General features: G+C 39.7%; 27 protein-coding genes and 1 pseudogene. 25 read left to right on the top strand and 3 right to left on the bottom strand.

Going from position 1 to position 24,240, the window contains the following annotated elements:
• Positions 1–46: 46 nt before the first annotated feature.
• The 12 genes from QP794_RS32015 to QP794_RS31960 all read left to right on the top strand — a co-directional run bounded on the left by QP794_RS32015 (position 47) and on the right by QP794_RS31960 (position 8,584).
• Positions 47–271: a hypothetical protein gene (locus QP794_RS32015; RefSeq protein WP_047914403.1), complete on the top strand. Its 225-nt coding sequence runs from the start codon at positions 47–49 to the stop codon at positions 269–271.
• Between the two features lie 152 nt (positions 272–423).
• A complete protein-coding gene (locus QP794_RS32010; protein WP_047914404.1) occupies positions 424–762 on the top strand; it encodes a hypothetical protein in 339 nt (112 codons plus the stop codon).
• Positions 763–786: 24 nt separating this feature from the next.
• Positions 787–1,161: a YhjD family protein gene (locus tag QP794_RS32005; protein ID WP_047914405.1), complete on the top strand. Its 375-nt coding sequence runs from the start codon at positions 787–789 to the stop codon at positions 1,159–1,161.
• 41 nt (positions 1,162–1,202) lie between these two features.
• Positions 1,203–1,658, top strand: coding sequence for a DUF2538 family protein (locus tag QP794_RS32000; RefSeq protein WP_047914406.1), 456 nt, complete (start codon positions 1,203–1,205; stop codon positions 1,656–1,658).
• A gap of 18 nt (positions 1,659–1,676) precedes the next feature.
• The gene (locus QP794_RS31995; protein WP_047914407.1) at positions 1,677–2,618 is read left to right on the top strand and encodes a tyrosine-type recombinase/integrase; all 942 of its coding nucleotides are present in this window, start codon (positions 1,677–1,679) and stop codon (positions 2,616–2,618) included.
• Positions 2,619–2,633: 15 nt separating this feature from the next.
• The gene (locus QP794_RS31990; protein ID WP_052512299.1) at positions 2,634–2,954 is read left to right on the top strand and encodes a hypothetical protein; all 321 of its coding nucleotides are present in this window, start codon (positions 2,634–2,636) and stop codon (positions 2,952–2,954) included.
• Positions 2,955–2,979: 25 nt separating this feature from the next.
• Positions 2,980–3,465, top strand: a complete 486-nt coding sequence (locus QP794_RS31985) for a DUF2538 family protein (protein WP_090728101.1) — start codon at positions 2,980–2,982, stop codon at positions 3,463–3,465.
• 359 nt (positions 3,466–3,824) lie between these two features.
• Positions 3,825–4,151: a plasmid mobilization protein gene (locus tag QP794_RS31980; RefSeq protein WP_047914409.1), complete on the top strand. Its 327-nt coding sequence runs from the start codon at positions 3,825–3,827 to the stop codon at positions 4,149–4,151.
• Between the two features lie 65 nt (positions 4,152–4,216).
• The gene (locus QP794_RS31975; RefSeq protein WP_483311976.1) at positions 4,217–5,626 is read left to right on the top strand and encodes a relaxase/mobilization nuclease domain-containing protein; all 1,410 of its coding nucleotides are present in this window, start codon (positions 4,217–4,219) and stop codon (positions 5,624–5,626) included.
• Positions 5,627–5,860: 234 nt separating this feature from the next.
• Entirely contained in the window at positions 5,861–6,571 is a 711-nt protein-coding gene (locus tag QP794_RS31970; RefSeq protein WP_047914410.1) for an HAD family hydrolase, read from the top strand.
• Between the two features lie 8 nt (positions 6,572–6,579).
• A complete protein-coding gene (locus QP794_RS31965; protein ID WP_047914411.1) occupies positions 6,580–7,947 on the top strand; it encodes a sensor histidine kinase in 1,368 nt (455 codons plus the stop codon).
• Between the two features lie 55 nt (positions 7,948–8,002).
• On the top strand, positions 8,003–8,584 hold the full coding sequence (locus QP794_RS31960; protein ID WP_047914412.1) for a response regulator transcription factor: 582 nt from the start codon (positions 8,003–8,005) through the stop codon (positions 8,582–8,584).
• Between the two features lie 87 nt (positions 8,585–8,671).
• Here QP794_RS31960 and QP794_RS31955 read toward each other — a convergent pair whose 3' ends face one another.
• The gene (locus QP794_RS31955; protein ID WP_047914413.1) at positions 8,672–9,103 is read right to left on the bottom strand and encodes a helix-turn-helix domain-containing protein; all 432 of its coding nucleotides are present in this window, start codon (positions 9,101–9,103) and stop codon (positions 8,672–8,674) included.
• Positions 9,104–9,205: 102 nt separating this feature from the next.
• Between QP794_RS31955 and QP794_RS31950 the strand changes: the two genes are divergently transcribed.
• The 11 genes from QP794_RS31950 (at position 9,206) to QP794_RS31900 (ending at position 21,602) form a co-directional block, all read left to right on the top strand.
• Positions 9,206–9,466, top strand: coding sequence for a helix-turn-helix domain-containing protein (locus tag QP794_RS31950; RefSeq protein ID WP_081872839.1), 261 nt, complete (start codon positions 9,206–9,208; stop codon positions 9,464–9,466).
• A gap of 58 nt (positions 9,467–9,524) precedes the next feature.
• Entirely contained in the window at positions 9,525–10,934 is a 1,410-nt protein-coding gene (locus tag QP794_RS31945) for a DUF3801 domain-containing protein (RefSeq protein WP_047914414.1), read from the top strand.
• A gap of 8 nt (positions 10,935–10,942) precedes the next feature.
• Positions 10,943–12,805: a VirD4-like conjugal transfer protein, CD1115 family gene (locus QP794_RS31940; protein ID WP_047914415.1), complete on the top strand. Its 1,863-nt coding sequence runs from the start codon at positions 10,943–10,945 to the stop codon at positions 12,803–12,805.
• 96 nt (positions 12,806–12,901) lie between these two features.
• Positions 12,902–13,225 (top strand): hypothetical protein, encoded by a 324-nt coding sequence (locus QP794_RS31935; protein ID WP_047914416.1) that lies wholly within the window; start codon positions 12,902–12,904, stop codon positions 13,223–13,225.
• A gap of 52 nt (positions 13,226–13,277) precedes the next feature.
• Positions 13,278–14,090 carry a VirB6/TrbL-like conjugal transfer protein, CD1112 family gene (locus QP794_RS31930; protein ID WP_047914417.1) on the top strand — a complete coding sequence of 271 codons (813 nt, stop codon included), beginning with the start codon at positions 13,278–13,280 and terminating at the stop codon, positions 14,088–14,090.
• Positions 14,091–14,248: 158 nt separating this feature from the next.
• Positions 14,249–14,644: a PrgI family protein gene (locus QP794_RS31925; protein WP_052512301.1), complete on the top strand. Its 396-nt coding sequence runs from the start codon at positions 14,249–14,251 to the stop codon at positions 14,642–14,644.
• Positions 14,595–16,964, top strand: coding sequence for a VirB4-like conjugal transfer ATPase, CD1110 family (locus tag QP794_RS31920; RefSeq protein ID WP_047914418.1), 2,370 nt, complete (start codon positions 14,595–14,597; stop codon positions 16,962–16,964). The genes QP794_RS31925 and QP794_RS31920 overlap by 50 nt, the downstream gene beginning before the upstream one ends.
• Positions 16,961–19,156, top strand: coding sequence for a C40 family peptidase (locus tag QP794_RS31915; protein WP_047914419.1), 2,196 nt, complete (start codon positions 16,961–16,963; stop codon positions 19,154–19,156). The genes QP794_RS31920 and QP794_RS31915 overlap by 4 nt, the downstream gene beginning before the upstream one ends.
• Positions 19,157–19,164: 8 nt before the next feature.
• The gene (locus QP794_RS31910) at positions 19,165–19,968 is read left to right on the top strand and encodes a hypothetical protein (RefSeq protein ID WP_047914420.1); all 804 of its coding nucleotides are present in this window, start codon (positions 19,165–19,167) and stop codon (positions 19,966–19,968) included.
• A 24-nt stretch (positions 19,969–19,992) separates the two neighbouring features.
• Positions 19,993–20,274 carry a hypothetical protein gene (locus QP794_RS31905; RefSeq protein WP_090728099.1) on the top strand — a complete coding sequence of 94 codons (282 nt, stop codon included), beginning with the start codon at positions 19,993–19,995 and terminating at the stop codon, positions 20,272–20,274.
• Between the two features lie 62 nt (positions 20,275–20,336).
• Positions 20,337–21,602 carry a TcaA second domain-containing protein gene (locus QP794_RS31900; RefSeq protein ID WP_047914422.1) on the top strand — a complete coding sequence of 422 codons (1,266 nt, stop codon included), beginning with the start codon at positions 20,337–20,339 and terminating at the stop codon, positions 21,600–21,602.
• A 151-nt stretch (positions 21,603–21,753) separates the two neighbouring features.
• Here the strand turns inward: QP794_RS31900 and QP794_RS31895 are convergent, their stop codons facing one another.
• Positions 21,754–22,080: a helix-turn-helix domain-containing protein gene (locus tag QP794_RS31895; RefSeq protein ID WP_047914423.1), complete on the bottom strand. Its 327-nt coding sequence runs from the start codon at positions 22,078–22,080 to the stop codon at positions 21,754–21,756.
• A gap of 306 nt (positions 22,081–22,386) precedes the next feature.
• Between QP794_RS31895 and QP794_RS31890 the strand changes: the two genes are divergently transcribed.
• A complete protein-coding gene (locus QP794_RS31890; RefSeq protein ID WP_047914445.1) occupies positions 22,387–22,977 on the top strand; it encodes a hypothetical protein in 591 nt (196 codons plus the stop codon).
• An 815-nt stretch (positions 22,978–23,792) separates the two neighbouring features.
• Entirely contained in the window at positions 23,793–23,990 is a 198-nt protein-coding gene (locus QP794_RS31885; RefSeq protein WP_028407011.1) for a hypothetical protein, read from the top strand.
• A 151-nt stretch (positions 23,991–24,141) separates the two neighbouring features.
• Here QP794_RS31885 and QP794_RS31880 read toward each other — a convergent pair.
• A pseudogene (locus QP794_RS31880) lies at positions 24,142–24,240 on the bottom strand (DUF1657 domain-containing protein); the annotation flags it as partial.

The following is a 24,240-nucleotide window of genomic DNA, read 5'->3' as shown; positions in this document are numbered from 1 at the left end:
TTATGACCCTAAATGATACATAACAGACCCATCAGGAGGTGTGTTAATGGCTAGAACAACGTCTAAGGATGCAAGGCCGAGGGTGGATTGCAGCAGCGGAGTCAAGGCATCATTACGTTCAGTACGTGAGGCGTTGAAGTGCAAGACCGATTCAGAAACACTCGCGTATTTATTGGCCCTATATGATGATTCTTATGAGAAGATAACGCTTGTGAAGGATAAACAGTATCGTGAGAAGGCAGAAATAATTGATCGGCAACAATCATTCTAATTCTGTACACAAATAACAATCCTGGCGAGCTGCTTCAGATCCATTTTTGTACACAATAAGAGTCGAACCGGCGAGATCCGGAATGATTTTTTGAGTACGATTCTGTCCACTTAACTAAAGGATCAAAACAACTTTATAAGGAGTGTGTGTACGTGTCGAGAGCAACAATACAGGTTCCAGATGAATTGAAAGTGGAGATAGAGAACTTGAAAGATAAGTTCAATGCAAAGACAACATATGGCGTCATTGAAAGCTTAATTCAAATCTATAAAGATTTTCAGAATTATAAACAGGAGATAAAAAAAGAGAAAGCACGTTTGGAAAAAGAGGCTTTAGAAATAGGTGAGGATCACAAGCAGAAATTTGTCGCACTCAAGCAAGAACTTAATCTAAACGAGAATTCTTCGGCGCTTGAATTTCTCTTACATCATTACACGACATCAAACAGACTTGATAAGTCTACGTTTGAGCTGTATCGGTCTTTAAAGTGATGCTGAATCGTCTGCGGAGGGGAAATGCGTAAAGCTGATACAGAGGACATGGCGTTAGTTAAAGCGTACTTGGAATTGCCAGTCTTACTAGATGTTTTAGAGCTGAACATCCAAAAAATGAAGGAAGCTGATTTCAAGCTTCGCCACATATTTGAATTGCAGCTAAAGAGTATACAAGACGAAATTATAAAACAGCAGCGTTCTATTAGGCAGAGAATGAGGCAAAAGGGAATTAAAATAATTGACGAGAAAAGAACGCCTCATTCCCTTGCTGCTGAGTTTCTTTGCAGAGGATATGTGGACTCCATTTCGATGCTTTGGGGTAAGGTGAAAGCTGATGCAGAGATTATGCTTGCAGATCATTTGGGTGTAGATATTAAGCGGATTGAAAGAGATTGAGTGGTTTTAAGTTAATGCAAAAGAAAACGGAGGCGTACGGTATGTACTTTGTAAACGATGCCCATCAAAGTAACTATTATAAGCTTGTTGAGTTTTATCATTCGGTAAATGATCCAGAGTATAAGTCTTTATGTTATATTCTTGCGCTGCCCGAAATTTACAACCGGACTAGTGGGAAGTTTGGTGACGAAGGCCCCATGGAGTGGATGTACAAATTTCAGGACAAGGAAGTTGAAGTGGAAGACATTTTAACAAAAAAGAAGAACGTCATTATTGAGCGAACTTATGAAGAGGATGAAAGCGGAAATGGAATTGAAACCGAAGCATATTCGACTTTATCTAGTGGATATCGAAAATTGATACTTTTGGGGGCTAACCTGTTCAACAGCAGCTATGACGATTTTAACCTTTGCGATGCTTTAAGAACTTGGGACAATGAATTGATCAAAGTTTATCAGCAAGCAGTTTTAGTAAGGTTAGATCGTGAAGTTAATTGATATTAGGACGTGAATGCGATGACTAACCTCTTACAAGAATTTGAAGCATGGCTTTTCGAAGATGGAGCGAGTAAAAACACTGTAGATCGTTATGTTACCGTAGCAAAAATATTCATCGAGTGGCACAACCGGATAATGAAAAGCGAGGCGTTTGATCCCGTAAATGTGTCAGGCCGGGACTTGAATGCATGGAAAAAGTATTTGCTTGAGGAAGCGACTTACCAGCGAGGAAACGAAGAACCAAAACGCTATTCGGTCAGTTCAGTAAATAATTTTGTGAAATCAATTCGCTCTTTCTTTCGGTTTCTTAATGAGAATGAACTTATCCAAAGTAATCCAGCATTGAAAGTAAAAACGCAAAAAATAGCTGCTGATTTTGACCAAGACCCGAGATGGTTGGAGCGCTTTGAACGTAATAAATTGCTCAGGGCTGTTGATGATAAGAATTTAGAGCAAAAGAACCGTTGGAAGTTCACACGTAATCGAGCGATCGTCTATGTACAGCTGTATGCTGGGCTTCGGGTAAGTGAAGTTACTGACCTGGAACCAGAAGATATCTCATTTGAAACGGGATATTTATTTGTACGCGACGGTAAAGGAGGCAAAGCCAGACGTATTGAAATGAATAAAGATTTACGTATGGCACTCACTGAATGGCTGGCTGAGCGCGGCAATCCAGCCACTAAAAAATTATTTACTTCATCAAGAGGCGGCACTAGCCTTACTAAACAAGGTATTGAATATCTATACCGAACATTAAGCGAAAAGACAGGCATAGATGACTTAACTACTCATGTTCCTCGTCATACACTCGCTCATGATCTTATAGAGACTGGTTATTCTCTTCAAAGGGTAGCTGATATCTTGGGTCACACGAACCTGAATTACACTCGCGTTTATACAAAGTCGAGTAGTCAGGAACGCAGGGAGGCTTTAGAAAGTCTTTCCTCAATTGAATGAAAGGGGATTTGATTTATGGAGAAAGGGAGTGTAAGGGCAATAGCTTTGGCTTATCAAACGGCAACACTTACTTATCCTAGTTTCGAAATTATGGAATTGCTAAGACCGTTACCTTTTGAACGAGTATTGGAATTATTACTTATTATGAGGCAGTCACCACGTCCGGTTAAATCACCTTTGAATTTTCTTCGAAGAGCTATTCAGGAAGGCTGGAGTCCTGAAACAATGCCAGAAAAAGTTGATCGACACATGGAGTATGTGGAAGAAAATCATTATATTCGTCAGGGTTACACGATAGATCAAGCTCGGGAAAAAGTCCAAAGGAATAGACGATAACCTATAGATTAGGAGAGTGCGTGGAATGGACATGAAAGATCAAATGAAAACGGAAAAAGTACAATCTGGACAACCTGCCAAAAGAGGCATGACGTTAGGGAATGTTTGGTTTGCTTCTAAGGAACACGGAGAAAACTTCATTCAACTTGTAGAGAGATTTAATGCTTACAAAAATCCGGAATATGCGGCTGCTTGTTACGTTGTTTCCCACCCCGAAATTTATTACAGAGTAAATTGGAGTGAGTCTGATGGGCCGATAGGATGGTACTGGGGAGAGTGGATTGGTGAGGATGATAACGACGAAAATGGTTATCATGCTGAGTCTGAAATCGTCGGTCAACTTTCCAGTTCATATCGAGGTTTGATTCGATCAACAGTTGAATTGTTTACTGGTAGTCAGCATTACTTCGACTTAAGTAGCTGGCTTGGGAACGCTGGTGACGAAGTGTACAAACTATTCATACAATCGTTAGAACTTCGCAGGGATCGATTTGTAATTGAACTTTTGTAATTCAATATGAATAAGGAACGTAGTAGCAATATGGGTTTAACTAATTGTTGGAGTTAGGAACGTTTCGCTAAAAGCGTAGCCACCTCATCCCTTTTATACCGTCTGCCGATCTGGCAGGGTACGAGAGGACCTATGGTATAAGGACCTTCCTTTGTAGGGAGGTTTTTTTGTTTTTTCTTTATTCTAAATGATGGAAATGATAAAATGATGGGTAAAGGCGTTTTGGGTTGGTTTAGGGTAGCAAGCATTGGAAGTGTAGCCACACTTCCGAAAAAAACGCTTGTTAGGGTTTCACCCTAATACCCGTTTCATTTAGGGCTGCGCCCTAATACCCCTGTAAAATGAGGATGGTGATCCTGTTGGCAAAAAAGCGATACAGAGATAAAGAAGTGAAGTTTTTTGTTACTGAGGGTGAACTTGAGATTATTGATAAAAAGGCAGATGCCGCTGGTTTAGATAGAAGTAAATACTGTCGCAGCATGACTCTTGATGGTCTGATAGTCAAACAAGATTTTAAACAGGTGGACGATTTGGTTTATGAAGTGAATAAGATCGGGACGAACATTAATCAGGTAGCGCGAAGAGCTAATGAGCTGGAGCATGTGACGCTCGATGACATCAAGTATCTGAAAAAACAACTGGACGTTATCTATCAGCAGATTGAAAAATTTTACGGTGGAGGTTGATTTCATTGCCGTATGTTAAACAAATAACGATTAGATCAACGCTGAACCGTTCTCTTAAATATATAGTGAATGATAATAAGACCGATCATGGCTGTTTGGTTACTGGGGTTAACTGTGCTTCTAATGATAAGCTTGCTTATAAGCAGATGCTTGCGAATAAAAAAAATCATAAAAAAGAAAAAGGAACGCTGGGGTTTCACTTCATGCAGTCCTTTAAAGAAAATGAGATTACTGATCCATACAAGGCGCATGAAATTGGGTTGAAGTGGGCCGAGAAAATGTTTGGCGATAAGTATCAATACGTTCTAAGCACTCACATAGACAAAGGCCATATTCATAATCACGTTGTTATAAATTCTGTTTCGTTGAATGGCAAGAAATTCAATGCTTGTAAACAGAGCTTACAGGATGCAAGAGATTATTCAGATGAGATTGCAAAGGAATACAGCCTCAGTGTTATTCCTCAAAATGAACATGCTATTCCGAAATCTTATAAAGAATGGAACGAAGAGAAGAGGGGGAATTCGTGGAAAGCACATATCAAGCAGGACATAGATGAAGTCATTAAATCATCTAAATCCTTCGAAGAGTTTATGCAGAACATGAAGCGACTTGGGTACACGATGAAGCAAGGTCATGTTAAATATATGACGTTCAAGGCTCCTGGCATGGAAAGATCAGTTCGCGGAAAAACCCTAGGGCCAGAATACACAGAAGATCGTATCAAGGAACGAACTCAGCTTAGAGAATTTAATTTTGTTGAATCAAAACGGAAATACAAATACCGCTTTAAAAGGAAGCCGACTCGAACACAAATTTTTGACGCAGCAAGGAACTACAAATATAAAAGAGGTTCATTGGCGGTTAATTTCATGCTGACTATTGCGTTGCTTCGGGCGCTCACTAACCGGAAGGTAGAAGAGGCAACAAGGAGAAATTCGCGTAGAGATTTTAGCACCGACATTGAAATATTGAAACTGTCCAAGCAGCTCCAGCTAATAACAGATTACAATTTAAAAAGTCGCAGTGATCTACAACAAGCGATCAAAGATACAGAGCAACGATTGAAACAAATCAATGGAGTTATTGAGGAAGCAGATAAAGCAAATCGAAGTATCATACTCATTAATCAGACAATCGAAGCTTACAACAAGCATAAGCCGATTTATGAAGAATATAAGTCAGCGACAATCAGAAAAATGCTCGTGAAGAAAAAATATAGTGCGGAGATCGAAACATTTGAAAAAGCAATGAACCAACTGGATAAGCTTAATATTCAGGAGAAGGACTTTTCAATTTACAGAGAGAGACAAGAAACATACGGAATAAAAATCGAACAGTTGAGGGAACGGCATAACGCAATGACTAAAGAACTATATAAGCTCACTGATATTGAAAAAACGCTGAATCAGAGAGGGCGTTTCGATTTGTCCAAGAATAAAAATAATGAGCGTGATGAAAGGAAAGAACGCTAAAAACAATTATATGTACACAAAATTTAATCCAGGGATCTTGCTGCAGGAGTTCGATTGTACTCATTTCATTTCTTGGCCACAATTGAACTCCTATTATTTGTACACAAAAATAGGACCGGCATCGAAAAGATCGGGACTAGATGCATAGATTTTTTGTATACATGGACTCATTTTGCTCAAACGGATACCTGATAAAATTGGGTGTAAACCAATTATTAGGAGAAGGGAGAACGCATGAACTACATTACAGACTTTTCTTACATTGACGACTTGATTGACAACAAAGGAGTGAGGAACGCTGTTATTGATGTAGATAACACAATAACAAAAAGTAACATCGTACAATTTTATCTGTTTATAAAAAAACAAGAAATTGGAGAAAAGTTGTGGCCCCTATACTTTTCAACATTTGTTCTCCGTGCCCCATATTTTTTAGCATTGGATGCCGTGTCACGGGATTCATTTAATAAACTTTTTGTGCTTCGAAAATTCAAAAAATATTCTTATGCTCAGTTGGAATACTTATCGAAGTTATTTTTTGAGAAAAGCTTAAAAGGTAGGTTCATTAGCTTTACTCACGATTTGATTTTCCATCTGAAAGAAAAAGGTGTTTATGTTGAATTGCTTTCGACGAATTTTGATTTATTGGTAAAACAGTATGGGGAGTATTTCGATGTTCCTTACAGCTGCTTAAAGGTACAACCGGATGGGAATGGGATAACAATAGATTTCTCAAATCTTGATGGATTTAAGGGCAGGGAGATTGCCAAGTTTGATCCTGCCGTAACTCTATCCATTGGAGATTCAAAATATGATTTACCAGCACTGAATCATGTGGACTATCCTTTAGTAGTTGCGAAGAAAGATGAAAAGTGGATGGGTCAGATAAAGAAAGAGGCCCGTTTTATTAAAGCAGATATAGTTCAACTGGGCGAAACATTGTAGGAGGAAATATGGTTTTTGTTCTTATTTTTTTATGGACAATTGCTGCTGTTCTTCTTGTAAATAACCCAAAAAATGAATCTACTCGGTGGGTTGCATTTTCTGCTTTTGCGGCTGGCGGTGGTGGCCTGTCTCGTGCCATGACAGAAACGGCCATTCCTTACTTACATACACATGAGCTGATCACGCCGACCATTGAAAACATACTTTTTAAATTACACATAATAGGTTCATTCATGAATCATAATGGATTGCCCTATTGCTTTTTGATGTTCGCCATTAGTTACAGCGGATTCTTCAACAAACAATTGAAGAGCAAGCTTGCTTATGTTTTACTGATCCCAATAGTGATAATGCTTTTCAACACTCCATTCTATCCAGACATAAAAAATAATTTTCGAATACTCTTTATGTGGTGTGTGCCTTATTTATTGGTGGGGATGACTTTATTGATAGTCAGCTATGCTAAAGAGAGCATCCAGTTAATTAAACGGAATCGCTTCTATATTATTTTGTTCACCTTTCCACCGATCATCTTTCAAATTTTTGTGAACTACACGTTTAAGGCATTTTTTGATTTTGAGGAAGTGTGGAGGTTAATGCCTTTAGTTATAACCCTTTTGTTTATGGCTTTTGTTATTTTGATTTCAAAGCATGGACTTTTAGGGGTCAGACTTCGATTCGATAATAACAAGCGTGAAAGTGCGATGCGTGCGGTTACTTCCGGGGCATCAGCGTTAAACCATACTATAAAAAATGAGATTGGTAAAATTGACATACTTTCTGATCGGATTAAGTATGAAGCTGAACGGGAAAACCCGAAGCCGATTGTAAAAGACATTAATACTATAATGGACTCCACTTCACACATGCTCTCAATGGTTGATCGAATTCAGAAACATTCTCAGGAGATTATACTTATACCTGATTACCATAAGGTCTGTGAGATCATTGAATCCAGTATTGAAATGAGTTTACCGTATTTGGAAAAGAAAAATATAGACGTTGTTATACATGTCAAAACCAATGTGAAAATGTATTGTGACAGTGTGCATATGCAAGAGGTTTTACGGAATTTGATTAAGAATGCAGCTGAGGCTATGGAACAAAATGGGCAGCTGCGAATATCTGCATATGAAACCAGAAAGGCTATCGTTATTGAAATCCAAGATAACGGCTCGGGCATTGATCAGGAAGATTTAACTCGTATATTTCATCCGTATTTCACAACTAAGAACAGAAGCAAAAATTTCGGATTAGGGTTGGCCTACTGCATGAATGTTATGCATAAGCACGATGGGAAAATTGATGTACAATCCAAGAAGGGGTTAGGTACAACTTTTATTCTGCAAATTCCTATAACTGAACAACTTGTATAACGCCATACTGTGTGTTTGAAAAGAAGGTTCTTTTACCGCTATAGGAGGGAATTTGATGACCCAAATAAATGTTATGTTGGTTGAGGATGATCCAGTATGGGAAGACTGCTTGTCTTCCTTCATAGAGAGAGAACAGGATTTGAATGTGGTTAGCTGCGCGGCAAGTAAAGAGGCAGCAATAAGGGCTTATAAAGAAAATAACGTTGATGTAGCCTTGGTCGATGTCATGTTAAGTCCTAACGAATGTGACGGGCTGGATACGGCTTTGGAGTTAAAGCAGCTAGGACTTAGCAATATAATTATGTTGACCGCTCTAAACGACAAGGAAATCATCCTGGATGCCTTTGATAAAGGCGCAGTTAATTATATTACTAAAACGTCTTACCGGGACATACCAAGGGCTGTACGGGAAGCTTACAGTGATCATCCGGGTATTCATTCTGACGCGTCCGCTGTACTCGTTGCGGAGCTGAAAAAGGAGAGGAAGCTAAAGTATATCCTTACTCCCACAGAGAGAGAGGTCTACGATCTACGGGAAAAGGGGATGAATAAAGCGGAGATAGCAAAGGTGCTGTTCAAGTCTGTTGAGACTGTAAAGAAGCAAATAAAGCAAATACAAATCAAAATAAGAGGCTGACCCTATATGGTCAGTCTCTTATTTTTGATTGAGGGGGTATAATTTTGGCCCTCCCTTGAAATTGTCGAAACTTGTACGATATAGCTATCACCTGTTATTTAATATCGAATAAAGAAGGGTGTGAAGATTATTACGTGATTTTTCATCCAACTCATCTAAAGCTGTTAATAAAGGGGTGATTTGCTTTATTACCGGAAGTATGTTGGCCGAGAGTAAAAATTGTATTGTTTTAATTTCTGCATCCGTTAGTTCATCTAATAACCCAAGTAATTGTCTCTTTCCGGAATGATCCGGTTGTGTGTCGGGCAATAAGCCGGCAGGAAGAATGTCATTAAGCGATATTTTGAGAGCATCACATATCTGTATTAGGATTTCGATACTGGTTGAACTTCCATTTTCGATCTTACTGATCGTACTTTGTGATGTTTTTGATAACTCAGCTAATGTCGTAGTGGACATTTTTACTGCTTTTCTAAAATGTTTAATATTGGCTCCAATTATACTGTTTAGCTGATCCATTCACTTCACGCACCATTGCTGAGAATTTTACTTAAATCATAACAGAAAAGAATAAGCGATGCCCGTTACTCAAATAATTATTCGAATAAGAATAAAAAACTGTTGACTAAAATATTCGTTTTCGAATATAATGTCATCAAGGAGGTGCGAGTTATTTATAAACTTAAAAAAAAGAGAAAGGAGAAAGGTTGGACTCAGCTGAAGCTTTCGGAAAAATCGGGGGTTCCGCAACCAACCATATCCCAAATCGAGAAAGGGAATCGCAAGTACCCGACTCACGAAAATATAAGAAAGCTTGCTAAGGCGCTGGAGGTTGATATTAAAGAGCTTGAAGATGAAAGCGAAGATACAGCAACAGTGTAATGGTCATCAATGAAACGTGTACTGTTCCAGTGAAAAATTCGTAATGAGGGGCGATAGAATGTCTGATATCGGCGGTGATGTTTCAACAATTGTTACGCGAATGGCTTCTGACTTCTCCAGAGAAACCGCTAAAATGACTAACGAATCAATAAAACAGATGTTGATATTCCTCATCAATAAGGCTAGAGAACAGGGCGACAAGCCGGGCGAGAAATCATTGAAAAAGCTCCTTGCCAGCAAGGATGAAATTAAGCTATTCGATCTGGATAAAAGCAGATTAAAGGAATTTGCAGAGAAAGCTAAACGTTATCAAATCGCCTATGCTGTGGTTGAAGATGAAGGCCGACATTCTGTTTTCTATAAACAAAGCGATGAAGTTCGGGTCAAAAGTATTATTGAAAACCTTATAAATAAAGAGCTGACCCCGACTGATCGCGCCGATAAGCAGCCTGAAAGAGCATTACCCTATCAGGTGGTTGGAGAATCAAGCATCCGGGTTCCTAATGCTGTGTTGGATATGGACATTAAATTTCATCGTGAATTGGCAGCAAAGGAAGGTATCAATTTAAGTGACCTTCAAGTGAATAACGCACGTCTCGAAAATGAAAAGGCAGTAAGAGATAGTGCGGATACGCCAAACAACGGTAAATCGAAATATGACGTTGTTGGGGACAGTGAAATTAAGGTTAACGATGCCGTGCTGGATATGAATGTGGGTTTTCAACGTGAACTGGCTGAAAGAGAAGGAATTGATACTTCTTCATTCACTGACCCGCAAAAAAATATGGCAGACGAACGTTACTTGCAGGCTGTCGATCTTGCGAGAGAGGCCGGGGAAATAGCGATCCCAAAACTACAGTCCGAGCTTAATGTCGGCTACGGTGAGGCGAGAAGCCTCATTGATCGCATGGAATCGGAGGGACTTGTATCTCAGTATGATGGCTCTAAACCGCAGATTTACATCGGAGGGCAGGCCAAAGAAGCTGAACTACAGGCCGAGCCTCAGAAGGAAGCTCCAGATACTATTCCTGATTTTCTCAAGCAGAGAGAGGGAAGGCAATCTGAGGCAAGTGAGCCTGAGCCAGAGCAGCAAATGCTTTATGAGCGGCTTGAGGGGAATAAAATAAAAGTTCCACATGTAACACTAGATATGAATAATCCTCAACATCGTGAGTTGGCAGAAAGTTACGGCATTAAAGTTAATGAGATTGATTTCAAACGTGAAACGTCTGACTTAACTATTGAAAAGGAAGAAGTGAAGGGTAGGGAATCCCTCACAGAAAGGTTAGGTGCGACTGGTAAGGGGCCAGTACAGGATGACAGGGCCACAATGGTACGCGACATGCTGCACAGAGTTAATACACGCATGAACTTAGATGAAAGAAGACAACAAATTAGGCCGCTAGTGGAAGCTCAAAAACAGGCTCCACCTACAAAAAACAGAAATAGGGAGAAAGGGGGGAGGTAGTTACAATAATGACCGATCAAGAAAAAAGGAAAATACAGAATAGGAACTTTTTGATCCTCTGTGTAATCCTTTACGTTGTTATCGCTTATATAACCTTGCATGTTCATCATGTGATTGAGCTTTCAGGGAAGCCGTTTGATATTGAAACTGTGGATGTAAAGCAGCTTACCGAAGCTTCTAAGGCCAGCATGATCAACAACATTTTTGTATTGCCAAGTGAGAAGACACTTCAAATTTTATTTTTTGAATTGATCGCTGTATTCATTTTTGCACTATATAAGGTCACAACTCAAAAGAACCTTATGCCAGGAAAGGAACACGGCACAGCCAAGTGGGGAGGTAATGCAGAGAGAAATCGAATAAAAAATAGCAAGGATCAATTTGCAAATATTATCTTAACTCAAACCGAACGGCTTAGCCTTGATACAAAGAAGGTAAGGAAGAATTTAAATCTCTTAGTTATTGGGGGAGCTGGTACAGGGAAAAGTAGATTTGTTGTTAAACCCAACATTCTACAGGCAAATACAAGCTTTGTCATTACAGACCCTAAAGGCGAGCTGCTTCGGGATACGGGATATTCCTTAGCACAACAAGGCTATAAGGTTAAGGTTTTTAACCTGATAGATATGTCGCAAAGTTGCAGATATAATCCCTTTGCCTATGTCAAAAAGGAGAGTGATATCCTAAAGGTCATTAACAACCTGATCAAAAATACCAATGGGAACAAACATGGAGCATCAGATCCATTTTGGGAAAGTGCAGAAAGAGCGCTTTTGCAAGCTATATTCCTCTATATCTTTTATGAATTGCCTGAGTATGAACATAAATTTGCAACAGTATTCACTATGTTGAGGCTGGCAGAGATAAAGGAGGATGAGGAAGACTTTAAAAGCGAATTCGATTTTCTGTTCGAAGTGCTACGCGAAGAAAACCCAAATCATATCGCCGTCAAGCAATATGATATTTTTAAAATGGCTTCCGGTAAAACTGCAAAAAGTATTCTCATATCGGCAGGTGTACGTTTATCGCCATTCGGTATTGAAGAGGTAGAACACCTACTAAGTGACGATGACCTTGAACTGCAAGCGTTGGGAGACGAGAAGACAGCACTGTTTGTATTGATACCGGATAGCGATACCACATTTAATTTCCTTGTAGCTATGATGTATGCCCAGCTGTTTGACTCTCTATATTATCAAGCTGACTTTGTGAGTGGCGGCAGCCTAAAGCATCATGTTAAGTTCTGGCTCGATGAGTTTGCTAATATCGGGCAAATTCCGGAATTTGATAAGTTAATTGCCACCATGCGAAGCCGAAATATTTCAGTAGCACCAATAATACAAAATATGACACAACTTAAATCGCTTTATAAAGAGACATATGAAACGATTATAGGTAACTGTGATTCGATTCTGTTTCTAGGTGGACAGGAGCGTTCTACACTTGAATGGGTGAATAAAGGGCTTGATAAACAAACGATTGACACCAAAAATACAAGTCAGTCCAGAGGAAGGAATAGCTCATCAAGTACCAGTTACGGTACTCAAGGCCGTGATTTAATGACTATCTCCGAACTTTCACGAATGCCAGATAATAAATGTATTCTTTTTGTAAGGGGCCTTGATCCTTTTTATTCTGACAAGTATAAGCTAGAGTCCCATCCTAACTATAAGTTACTTTATGAGGCGAATGAGAATAATTACTTTGATTCATCCATGAGTTTGAAACAATCCCCGTCCTCCGATCCGATAGCTGAATTGGTGAACATGCGAGTTCCCGATAAAGAGTTAGAGGAAAGGATGGAAGATTTAACTGTTGTAAATGTTGATGAGTTGGATAGTTTAGAAAAGCAAATGGATGAGCTAATTTAGCTAAAGCTGAATTAGTCACTGCTAAAGCATATTCCAAAAACCTATTATTCTGATATGAAAACTAAAAATTAAAATATGAAAGAGGTAGATTTTTAAATGAAAAATTTTATCATGAACACTTTCAAAAAACCTGTGGTTGCTAAAGTCCTGTCCTTGTCTTTTGCCCTTATGTTGGCGGGTACTAAAATTTATGCCGCAGCCGGAGGGGCAGAGGGAATGGACCAATTCGACGGTGTTGTTGATGTAATTGCCACTTGGGCAGGAAGAATTGGTCTCGTTGTCGCCTTCTTTGGGGGTATCCAAACAGCATTAGGTTTTAAACAAGATGATGCCGATGGGAAAGTTCGAGGAATGAAGACAATGGCCGCAGGGTTTATGGTCTTTGGTATCTCCAAATCACTGGCACTTTTCGGACTGTAATTGTGAGGGGGCTTGCAGCCCCCTATCTCAAAAAAAGTGGGTGGTGAAATAGTTGGCGTCTTCTCCGATTGAGGATATAAAAGCGGCTTTTGAAGGCTTTAGCGGAATTATTACAGAGGTTACAGGGTTAGTAAATCAGGGGCCTTCCGAGTATCCGGGGGTGTACTCGGTTATAACAGAAATTCATCAAGCCATTCTGCCTGTTGCATACAGTCTGCTGACTCTATATTTTTTATTGGATTTTATGAACAAGTCAATGAACTTCGCTTTTTTCAGGTGGGAAACGGTTGTCTCATGTATGTTAAAACTGGTGTTTGCCAAGTTAGTCATGGAACACACGCTTGACTTGTTAAACATCATTTTCCATGTATCCTCTTATGTTTCAAGTCTTGTGGGAACTACTGGAGCTGATTCATCACTTTATAAAATTGATTTTTCAGCCATGGAAGCTGAGTACGAAGATATGGGCTGGTTCGATAAAAAGCTTTATTCAGTTAAACTGATGCCTTTCGAATGGATTCTGCAGGGGATCAAAATCGTTATCATGTTGATTGTTTTTGGACGACTATTCCAGCTCTTAATATACACGGCTGCTGCCCCTATTCCAATAGCTGCATTTATACACGATGAACTTAAAGAAAAGGCTAAAAGGTTCGTATTCGATTATGCCGCGGTCTGCTTACAGGGAATCATCATCATCATCGGATGTATTGTATACGTGGCGATCATAGCCAATGTATCATTCGGATTCTTTACCGGAAATGGGGCTAATATGGAGCTTTGGAAAGGTATGCTGACTTCATTGGCCTTACTGCTTGTTGTGATCAAATCAGGATCATGGTCAAGAAAGATAATGGGTGACTAAGTTCGAGTGTACACAAAATTTAAGCCTGGTTCAGCTGCAGATCCAAAAGTATGTATACAATTTTAAAGCCGGCAGCCAGGAAGATCCCGTTATTTTGTGTACATTCACCGTCTCTCCTAAATCACTAAACATAAATGAGTACACTAATTGGAGGTACTATGATTGAGATAAGAATCCCCAAGGAGATAAGAACCTATAAAGAAAAATTGTTCTTTGGTTTAACGCTCAGACAGTTGATTTGCACCCTAATCGCCGTTGTGGTTAACGTGCCGCTGTACTGGTTTGGCAGGGACGTTATAGGAGCCGATGCTGCAAGTTGGGTGGTTATATTCGTTGCGATGCCATTATTCTTAATCGGATATTTTAACTATAACGGTATGACCTTTGAACAATTTATAAAATCTGTGATTCAGCAGGAGTTCATTTATCCGCAAAAAAGAAAATATATCACTTTGAATATGTTTGAGCTGCTTACAACAGAAAACCAAAAGGGGGGGAATAAGCGTGCTGTTTCTAAACAAAAAAAGCGCAAAAAAGAAAGCGAGAATTCCTAAATCAAGTCAACAATCCATTCCATATTCCGCAGCTTCTGAGGACGGGATTTTGAAACATGGCAAGGATCGCTACTCTAAAACCTTCTCTTATGTGGACATCAATTATCAGGTTAGTAAGCAAGATGATCAAGAAGAAGTATTTTCGAAATACTGCGAGTTTTTAAACTTCTTTGATGACACTGTTAATCTCCAAGTGACCATAATCAATAAAAGCTTTAACAAAGAAGATTTTGAAAGCAGAGTAATGATTAAGTCTCGGAATGACCATATGGAGCCATTTCGTGAAGAGTACAATCAAATGTTGAAACGCAGAATATCGGGCGGTAAGAATGAGATAAAAAAAGAGAAATTTGTCACGGTCAATATTGAGTCTATTTCCATGGACGAAGCACGCAACACATTCCTGAGAATGGAGAGAGAGACGCAGGCCGTATTCAAAAGAATGGGTAGCTCCATCAGTGGTTTAAACCTTAATGAACGTCTGGAGCTGCTACATGATGTGTATCGTATGGGTCAAGAAGGACACTTTACTTATGATCCGAAAGAGCATAAGAGAAAAGGGCTTATAACCAAAGACCTTATAGCTGCGGACTCTCTTACCTTTAAACGGGATCATATGATAATAGGCGATAAATACGCAAGGGCTATTTACATCAAAGATTTGCCTACCTTTCTAAACGACAAATTCCTTAGCGAGATCACCGATTTCTCTTTTAATCTGATCACGACTATGAATATCAAATCTGTGGACTCTTATAAGGCGCTCAGGATCGTTAAGAAGCAGATTACAGGCATGGAAGCTAATAAGATTGAATACCAGAAACGAAGCCTTAAAAACGGTTATCTGGAGGCGTTTATTCCTCATGAATTAAAGCACTCGCTTACAGAGGCAAATGAACTTTTGGATGATTTGATCAATAAAAATCAAAAGATGTTCCTAACAAACATCGTATTGATTCATTTTGCAGATACGCTTGAGGCATTAAACAAGGATACTAAAGAGATTTCAGCCATAAGCAGTAAATTCCTTTGTCAAACGGGTACATTGCATTACCAGCAAGAAGATGCATTGAATTCGTGCTTACCATTTGGGCTGAATCTGCTTAAAATATCACGGACATTGACTACAGAAAGCACAGCTATTTTCATGCCATTCACCAACCAAGAATTGTTTCAGGAGGGTGGAATGTATTACGGGCTGAATGCTGTATCACGAAAATTGATTATGTTCAACAGGCTTTCGCTGGATACACCGAACGGCTTTATATTGGGAACGCCGGGTTCAGGTAAATCTTTCGCGGCAAAAAGGGAAATGGTAAACGTGCTTCTCAACACGGATGATGATGTGATCATCATCGACCCGGAGCGCGAATACACACGACTTGTATCCAATTTCAAAGGAGAAGTTATTCATATTTCTGCTGGATCAAAGAACTACATCAATCCGCTGGATATGACAATGGACTATGCAGATGATGATGACCCATTGATGCTTAAATCTGATTTTGTACTCTCTCTCTGCGAGGTAATAGTCGGTGGTAGATATGGCCTTACACCAAAGGAAAAATCAATTATTGACCGATGCTTGAAACTCACATACCACAAGTATCTACAGACGTTTTCGAAAGATGATATACCGACACTAATTGATTTCTATGAACAGCTCAAACAGCAAGAAGACCCGGAAGCTATCGAAATTGCTACAGCGCTTGAGCTTTATGTTAAGGGTAATCTGTCTGTATTCGCTAATAAGACAAATATCAATATAGATAACCGTCTTGTATGCTTTGACATTAAGGATTTAGGGAAGCAGCTCAAGACAATGGGGATGCTCATTGTGCTTGACCAAATTTGGAACCGAATCACCCTTAATCGTGGTAAGGGTAAGCGGACATGGATATATATTGATGAAATTTACTTGCTCTTTGCTAATGAATATTCAGCAGCTTTCTTATACGAACTGTACAAACGGGCCAGAAAATGGGGAGGGATTCCAACAGGAATCACCCAAAACGTCGAGGATTTGCTTAAATCAGACCTTGCACGAACGATGCTTTCTAACTCCATGTTCTTGATGATGCTCAATCAAGCTAAATCGGATCGCCGCGAGTTAGCGACTTTGCTGGACATATCGGAAACGCAGCTTAGCTATGTGACAAATGCAGATAGTGGGCAGGGGCTAATGTTTATCGGGAACGGTGAAGGTAAAGGGATTGTTCCTTTCCATGACGAGTTCCCAAGGGATACGAAATTATACAAAATGATGACGACCAAGGTTGATGAAGTAAGGGAGGCTAATCTGGAGAGTAATACAGCATGAGGAAGAACAATATCCGTACCCGTACTTCATCTAAAACCACTGTCAGAAATGTATATGCTAAGGGCGTCCTCAATAACAAAGTGAAGTCTAACCGGAACACGGCTGCTCATCCCTCCAGTAACGGAGGGATGAAGTCCAGATTACGCAGCCATATTTCAAGGGAAAGCCAGAATGAAAAAATAAAGACCACTGTCAGAAATACGCATGTTAAGCGTGGCCTCAGTAACAGAGCGAAGATTAACGGGAGAACAGTTGTTCAGCCCTCCAGCCATGACAGGAGGATGAATGCTAGGCTACGCAGCCATATTTCAAGAGAGAGCCAGAATGAAAAGGTAAAAGCCACTATCAGGAATACACATGTTAAGCGTGGAGTGAAGGTTAACCGGAGGACAGCTGTTCACCCCTCCAGTAGTGACAGGAGGATGAACGTTAGGCTACGCAGACATATTTTAAGGGAACGCCAGGACAAAAAGATAAAGACCACCGCCAGAAACGTATATGTTAAGCGTGGCCTCAGTAACAAAATGAAGCTTACCCGAAAAACACCTGTTCATTCCACCAGCAATATCAAAGGGATCAGGGCTGCACTTCGCAACCATATTTCAAGGCAAAGCAAGGAAAAGATAAAGACCGCTGCCAAAGAGACTGCAAGGCAGCTTACACGGACAATAGATCCTCATGATCATGAGGAAGCACATGACGTTATTACATCCTTGGAGCTTCCGAGGGATGGGGTAAAAAAAACCAGAACCGCGTATAAAAATATTAAAAAATCAACAGACCGGATTAAACATGCCAACCATTATATAAAAAATCGCCGCTACCGTGTGCCAACTATCTCAGCACATCGCAAAATAAAGGGAAGCAATGCTACTAAGGGCAGTTCTAAAATCAGTGTCAACAAGATCAAGACATTAAGCAGCAAGTATGTACCCAAAGGGCGTTATTCATCGCTTGGCCTTAAAAATGGGATGAGAAAGGCTGCTTCTTCTGCCGCTTCCTACTTAAAGCTTGCTGCTCAACAGGCTGCTAAAAAATTTGTGGCGGCTATAGCAGCTAACCCCAAAGTTTGGATTGTAGGAGCGGCTGTGGCGGCAGGTATATTCTTCCTAATGATGCTGACAAACAGCATGGGGGGAACCACCACATCTTCAGCTGGTTCGTTTTTTATGACAGATGAAGATAATGCTCGAAAATACAAGGAGGTTGTGGAGAGGCTTAATAATGAATTTCAAGAAGAAATCAACCGGCTTCAAAATAGTGGTGGTTACGATAAGGTTCGAACAGACTATATGAATGAAGATGGTTTTGCCCATGCTAGTTGGGTTGAGATGTTCGCCATTCTTGCAGTTCAATTCGAACAAGATTTAGAGTTCACAGATAAACAAGAAAAATTTATGGAGGAAATTTACGAGAAATTCAATGTTATAGAAACAAGGACAGAGACTGAAAGAATAAGAAAATGTTCTACGGACAGCGATGGGAATAGAGACTGTGAAACGGAAATTAAAACAACACTTGTTATTGAGATTTACACCTATGATATGGAGGATATTTTCGAACAGATTGGTTTCAACGAAGAACAACAAGAATGGGCTAGGCGACTTGTTACCTCGGGAGCGATACAAGAGCAATTTCCGGATTTGGCCCAAGAATTACCTGGAGGGGGAACCGGACCGGGACCGGGGATTCCACCGCCTGAATTTACTGGTGATGTAAGCGAGGCGAGGAAAAAGCTGATTGAAACTGCTCTAACGCTGGAAGGTAAGGTCAAATATTTCTGGGGAGGGAAAAGCGGCCCCGGTTGGAACGATAAGTGGGGAACTCCGGTTAAAGTAACAGCGCCGGGAAGTAGGACGACCGGGACATATCAGCCTTACGGGATGGATTGCAGCGGCTTTATAGATTGGGCATTTAAAACAGCTGGCCTTGGCAACTCGTTTTCTGCTGGCGGTACCTCTTATCAATGGAGTAAAACCTATGCGATCAAGGAAAGCGAGTTAATACCCGGTGATTTGGTATTTAAGAACATACCGGGACAGGGCGGTGTGAATCATATTGGTATTTTCATCGGTAGAGACAGTAAGGGTAAACCTATCTATGTACATTGTCAGGGAGGGACGGGGGTCATTGTAAACAGTTATAAAGGCTTCAAGTACCCGAGAAGACCCTTATTATTTTCAGGAGAGTAGGTGAATATGTGCGAAAGCGTTTTGTCTCTAGTATAGCGATCGCTTCTGTTATCTTCTTTGCAGTATCCGCTGGTTCTTCCTTTGCAGCGGAAGCCACTAAAACGCCGCCGCCTTCTTCGAAGGCGGCAAGCCAAACCAATAAGGCGAATAAGGCTGATCAGAAGCCAGTTACAACCGGATCAACGAGTAAACCAACAAAACAGCCAGAAGCTGAATCTGCGGTAGGGAACATGCTTCAAATAAGCGCTGCTGTTCCTCCAGAATTCGATAAGACTATCCTTGTTAATTTCACATCTACTGACAATGAGAATGTTATGGCCCGACTGGATAAGTTGAACGGATATACGTATGAAGAAGACGTGAAGCCAGGGACTTACAAAGTTGATTTCATTAATGTTGTGGGGGAAAATGCCACGGACTATAACATTGATTCGTCCGAGAAAGTTATCGTCAAGAAAGGTGATACGGTTGAATTCAAAATACAGCTTTCTTTGAAACCCACGGCTAAGCCAAAAGAAGAGCTTTCTTCAAATGAGGAACCTACAGAGGCGAGCGTCGAAAGAATGCTTAACGGGACGGATTCGAGCGGGAATCAGAACGCTGTTACAGATCGCGGTGTTCAAAGCTCCGCAAACAGTGCTTTAAGTGAATCAGCTGCTGTTAAACCAACCGAAAAACCACAGCGGCAAAAATTCACCATACAACCCCAAACACTGAAAATCATTATTGGGATCACTATTATTGCTTTGTTGGCACTCATGGTATTTCTTTATAAACAGATTAGTTACAAGCATGATTACTATGATTGCTAAGGATTTTGTTAAGGAGGTTTTTTTGTGGAAGATAAATTGCTAAAGCTGATGGAGAAAGAAGAGGCTTTGAAAAAGAAAAAGGAGAAAATTGAGGAAGACTTACGGAAGGTAGCCAAACAGATCAAGGAAGTTGAACATCAACAGAAGGTAAGAAATATTGAGGACAGCATAGTGATTTTGAGTAGCCATGGCATTAATTTGAATGATGTAATCAAGGAAATCCAACAAGGGAAATTTGACCATTTAAAGAAAGCTTCTGCTGATGCTGGAGGGAATACATCCGGTGAGGCTGTGGGGCAAGGTTAAATCATTATATCTGAGGGCTGAATAATCGCTATTCAGCCCTTTATTTTGAAGGGAGTATTGTGATGGTGAAACGTAAAAAATGGTTGTTTGTCAGTCTTGGAGTAGTTGTACTGCTTATGATCGCTGGAGCAATGGTGGTGAACACAAGCACCTCAAGAGAAGGTGTCCTAAATAGAATCAGCGCGGCAATAGACAATAACGATACAGAATTGCTCATATCTGTAATGCCTGATGAAATACAAGGCTATCCAACAGTGGAGGATTCGGCTAAATACTTTTTGCAGACAGCAGCTGACAACAAGGAGCTGACAATGCAACTCTTGGATAAGGAAAATTCTGATGTAGCAAACAGCGTTAAAGAAATGCGTTTGAGTGGAGAGTTTCCATTCAGCATAGAAAAATCGGGGAAGAAACTGCTGTTTTTTGATAAATACGTGTTGTTGCCTAAAGAAACTTATGTGACCTTTAAAGACCTTAGCAATGATGTTACGTTGAAACTTAATGGCAAAGAAGTGAAGCGTGAGGACTTACAAAAACCATTACTAGCAGGAAGCTATGAAATTGAAGCTATCAAGTCATCTGCATGGACAAGCATCACTGATAAGAAATCAGTAACAGCTGGAGAAAAGCCGAGTAGGGAATTGTCATTTGACTTAACGGGGTATGTTCTGGATTTGTCTAAGGAACTAAAAGGAGCTGAAATTTTGTTTAAAGGTAAAGGGACAGGAATCCGTGTTGGCGACCCTAAATCAGCAGAGTTTGGGCCTATAGAGGAATCTGACGAGAAAGAGATACAGCTTGCAGCGCAATTTCCGTGGGGAGAAACGTTAAGCTCGCATTATGATAAATCATACTATACCCTTGGTAGCGGATCACACTTCTATTTTATTCCTGATATAGAATTCGCAAACGAGTTGTTCCTTGGTTTTGCAGAGGAATACGCTCAAGCAAGTGTAAAACAAAGTGTTGAGCCTTTCAAAAGTGCCACGGACAAATTCAAGGCTAAACAAGCAAATGCTTATCAGCCTTCAATGTTTGGTAACTACTCTTATAATTTAATTAAAACCTATTTCAATAAGGAAACACCCAAAATTGTAATCGACAAAGAGGGTAATCCGGTCATGCAGCTGGACGGAGTTATTCGATTGAATAGACTGAAAACCGATTATCTTAGGGAAAAGGAGTATGTTTATTCTCTTTCCCTAAAAGCTTTATATGATGAGGAAAAGCAGATATGGAGTATTGATGAGGCAAACTTAGGGTCTTTTGCAAGTATTCCTAATCAAAATGAAGAGGGTAAATACGTTATCACGACTGCAAAAAAATAGAATTGTACACATACACAAGAATGGCCACTCTCGATCAGCGTGGCCATTCTTGTTTTTTGTATACATTAAACGATTCCGGAAAGAGCCGGCAGCTCACATTTTGTATACAGATTATGCTCTGTTGCACATGCCAGGATAGATTTTGTACTTTTTATACTTCGTCAAATACCTCTTTCAATATGTTAAGTGCTTTTCTTTGCTCTTTCTCGCTTCTTTTTAATAGCAGTGCATGGATTTCCATAATATCTTCGCTGTCTTGTCTTCTTCCTAAACTCATAAGTTCAAAGAACTCAATATTTAAAGCGCTTGATATCTTTATGATGGTCTCTAATGTAATGTTGCTTTCACCGCGCTCAACTCTGCCGACAAAGGAGAAGGATGAGCCTATTTCATCTGCTAGGGCCTGTTGGGTTAAACCCTTTTCGGTCCGCAACTTCCTTATAATACTTCCGATTTGTTCAGCAATAGTTTGATTCATAAAAGTGATCTACTCCTCTTACTAAGAAGTGTAGACAATTGGCGAAATGTAGTGGAGCCACTATAAGATTTAAAAGTTTTAAATATTGTTCCCATATGTGTCATGGGGTATACTGTAAATATCTTCAAAAGAAACAATGTTTTGTCGATATATAGTTTCATGGTCAAACTACTTGATACTAAGGGGATTTGACTAATGGGGATTTCGTTGGTTATATTTGTAATTATATGGAGGAAATTTCTATGTAATGACAGCTAAGATGCTCTTATATAGTGAAATGAATCTATTTTATGGAGGCGGTTGGTAGTGGAAAACCAGAACGATATAGACAATGAATTTTATTTGCTGTCGGATCATGTAAATGCCTTGGATAAAGGGTTTGAGTTATTCCGACTAAACTACAGGCAGAACAATTGGAACGAAGCGGATCGCGTTGCTAATCATATTTTGTCCTTGGCAGAACGGATGTATGAAAACAAGAAAAAATGGGGTGAACTTGTTATTCCTTTAAATCAAATGCTAAAGCGTCCTTTGATTTTTTATTTTGGATACGGATATTTAGCAAAGTCAATCGTTTTCCAGAAGCAAGGTCTTTTTGACCGCGCTAGAGAGTACATAGCCAAATATGCGGATTTGGGATGGTATGAGAATGCCACAGATGAAGATATGGAGGAAATTGAGCGGTTTAAAGGATTTGCGAAGGCTAACGGGTACGCCGTTGATTTATTGTCTGGCAAGATAGAATTATTAAAAGAGTATGTTGATTTTATATTTGAGAACGATGAGGAAACACTGCCCGGATTAGTTACAATTTTTGAAGCTGCAAACTTGAATGAATGGAATATAGACGAATATTACTATAGCTCTATTCCTGAGCAGTTAGACACTGTCCAATGATACAAACATGCCATAATTAATACTCAATAAAATCAAGGGTTCTTATTAGTTGAAAGGGGATGTTTGTGTCCTAGTTCAGTGACACAAACATCCCCTTTTACGTATCTGGTGACACAAACATATACTTATAAGGCGCGAAAATTATTTACCGAAAATTATGACTATGATAAGATAATAGCAAAATCTTGTCAAAAAAAGGTGTTTTATGTACGAGCCAATATTCCTATTAAACGAAGCAGTCGGTAGTAGCTATTGGGAAAGGTATAGTTACAAGCTTCAAAAGGACGTTCAATTGTTCGGTGATCTTAAGTACGATCATTGGATATTGGTCGAAACGGATCCCAACATTCTTAAATTTTGCGAAAGACCAAACAGTGAGAAACTGCTAGAAAATAATTTACATAAGATAAGGTTTTTGATATGTGGCAGCTTGAACGAAACGGAAAAGAAACGTTTGTAAACGTAAGATATAAAAACCAAGAGACTGATCATGAGAGGTTAGAAAAATGGTGCTTTAAATAAGGATATGACTATAAAGTACTCTACGAAGAGGACATACGCGGACAAGATCTTTACCTGAAAAATATGAAGTAGTTACTGCCATATATCGGTCAACGGAATATTCCCATCGAAACGGATAAAAGGCACATTCTACGTGCTCTCGGTGACGAAACTAAAACTATCGGAGAGTTGCAAAGCATATGTTCAACAATTCCGATCAGTCGTATCCATATATTTCTTAATTTATTCAGGAGAACTAATTGCATCCAATATAAAGGAAGTCGAATTAGGAATCTTGACCGAGGTGAAGCGAATTGGGTAGAAAACGGATTTTAGAAAATGTCGAAATTGAACCGAAATATTTGGATATAAACAACTGGCCAGTCGTTTTAACCGACGATTGGTCGGAAGAACGTAAAGAGGTTTTCCTTAAAAGGAAAGCTGCAGTCGAAATGAGGGGGAACTTGGATACTGTCAACTTTAGCAGTGGCGATGGGGGCGGCAGTGTTTAGGTTTATCCAAGGTTAGCTGTCTAAACAAAAGAATAGTGGCGAAAAGAGATCAAACCCTACTCAACTTGTAGGGTTTGATCTCTTTTCTAATCTGTTCACCGATGAAAACAGACAAGCCATGTCCTCAATATTCATGGTTTGTCTGTTTTTCTTAAAACCCCTTATATTGAGGTTCTTCATTTTCCAACTGTTGTACGCGGCTTTCTACTTGCTGCACGATTTGTTGGGTTTGTTGGGCCGCATTCGTAAA

Source organism: Paenibacillus sp. UMB7766-LJ446 (genome assembly GCF_030226665.1).
Lineage (GTDB): Bacteria > Bacillota > Bacilli > Paenibacillales > Paenibacillaceae > Paenibacillus > Paenibacillus vandeheii.
The sequence above is the reverse complement of the archived record's forward strand: the minus strand, read 5'-3'. Positions and strand labels throughout refer to the sequence as shown.

Bases quoted from the DNA above. Each gene is read 5' to 3' on its own strand.
- QP794_RS31985 (WP_090728101.1), top strand. From the start codon at position 2,980: ATGGACATGAAAGATCAAATGAAAACGGAAAAAGTACAATCTGGACAA.
- QP794_RS31900 (WP_047914422.1), top strand. From the start codon at position 20,337: ATGGTGAAACGTAAAAAATGGTTGTTTGTCAGTCTTGGAGTAGTTGTA.
- QP794_RS32005 (WP_047914405.1), top strand. From the start codon at position 787: ATGCGTAAAGCTGATACAGAGGACATGGCGTTAGTTAAAGCGTACTTG.
- QP794_RS31995 (WP_047914407.1), top strand. From the start codon at position 1,677: ATGACTAACCTCTTACAAGAATTTGAAGCATGGCTTTTCGAAGATGGA.
- QP794_RS31990 (WP_052512299.1), top strand. From the start codon at position 2,634: ATGGAGAAAGGGAGTGTAAGGGCAATAGCTTTGGCTTATCAAACGGCA.
- QP794_RS31895 (WP_047914423.1), bottom strand. From the start codon at position 22,080: ATGAATCAAACTATTGCTGAACAAATCGGAAGTATTATAAGGAAGTTG.
- QP794_RS31925 (WP_052512301.1), top strand. From the start codon at position 14,249: ATGATTGAGATAAGAATCCCCAAGGAGATAAGAACCTATAAAGAAAAA.
- QP794_RS31965 (WP_047914411.1), top strand. From the start codon at position 6,580: ATGGTTTTTGTTCTTATTTTTTTATGGACAATTGCTGCTGTTCTTCTT.
- QP794_RS31940 (WP_047914415.1), top strand. From the start codon at position 10,943: ATGACCGATCAAGAAAAAAGGAAAATACAGAATAGGAACTTTTTGATC.
- QP794_RS31960 (WP_047914412.1), top strand. From the start codon at position 8,003: ATGACCCAAATAAATGTTATGTTGGTTGAGGATGATCCAGTATGGGAA.
- QP794_RS32000 (WP_047914406.1), top strand. From the start codon at position 1,203: ATGTACTTTGTAAACGATGCCCATCAAAGTAACTATTATAAGCTTGTT.
- QP794_RS31945 (WP_047914414.1), top strand. From the start codon at position 9,525: ATGTCTGATATCGGCGGTGATGTTTCAACAATTGTTACGCGAATGGCT.
- QP794_RS31915 (WP_047914419.1), top strand. From the start codon at position 16,961: ATGAGGAAGAACAATATCCGTACCCGTACTTCATCTAAAACCACTGTC.
- QP794_RS31955 (WP_047914413.1), bottom strand. From the start codon at position 9,103: ATGGATCAGCTAAACAGTATAATTGGAGCCAATATTAAACATTTTAGA.
- QP794_RS32015 (WP_047914403.1), top strand. From the start codon at position 47: ATGGCTAGAACAACGTCTAAGGATGCAAGGCCGAGGGTGGATTGCAGC.
- QP794_RS31935 (WP_047914416.1), top strand. From the start codon at position 12,902: ATGAAAAATTTTATCATGAACACTTTCAAAAAACCTGTGGTTGCTAAA.
- QP794_RS31970 (WP_047914410.1), top strand. From the start codon at position 5,861: ATGAACTACATTACAGACTTTTCTTACATTGACGACTTGATTGACAAC.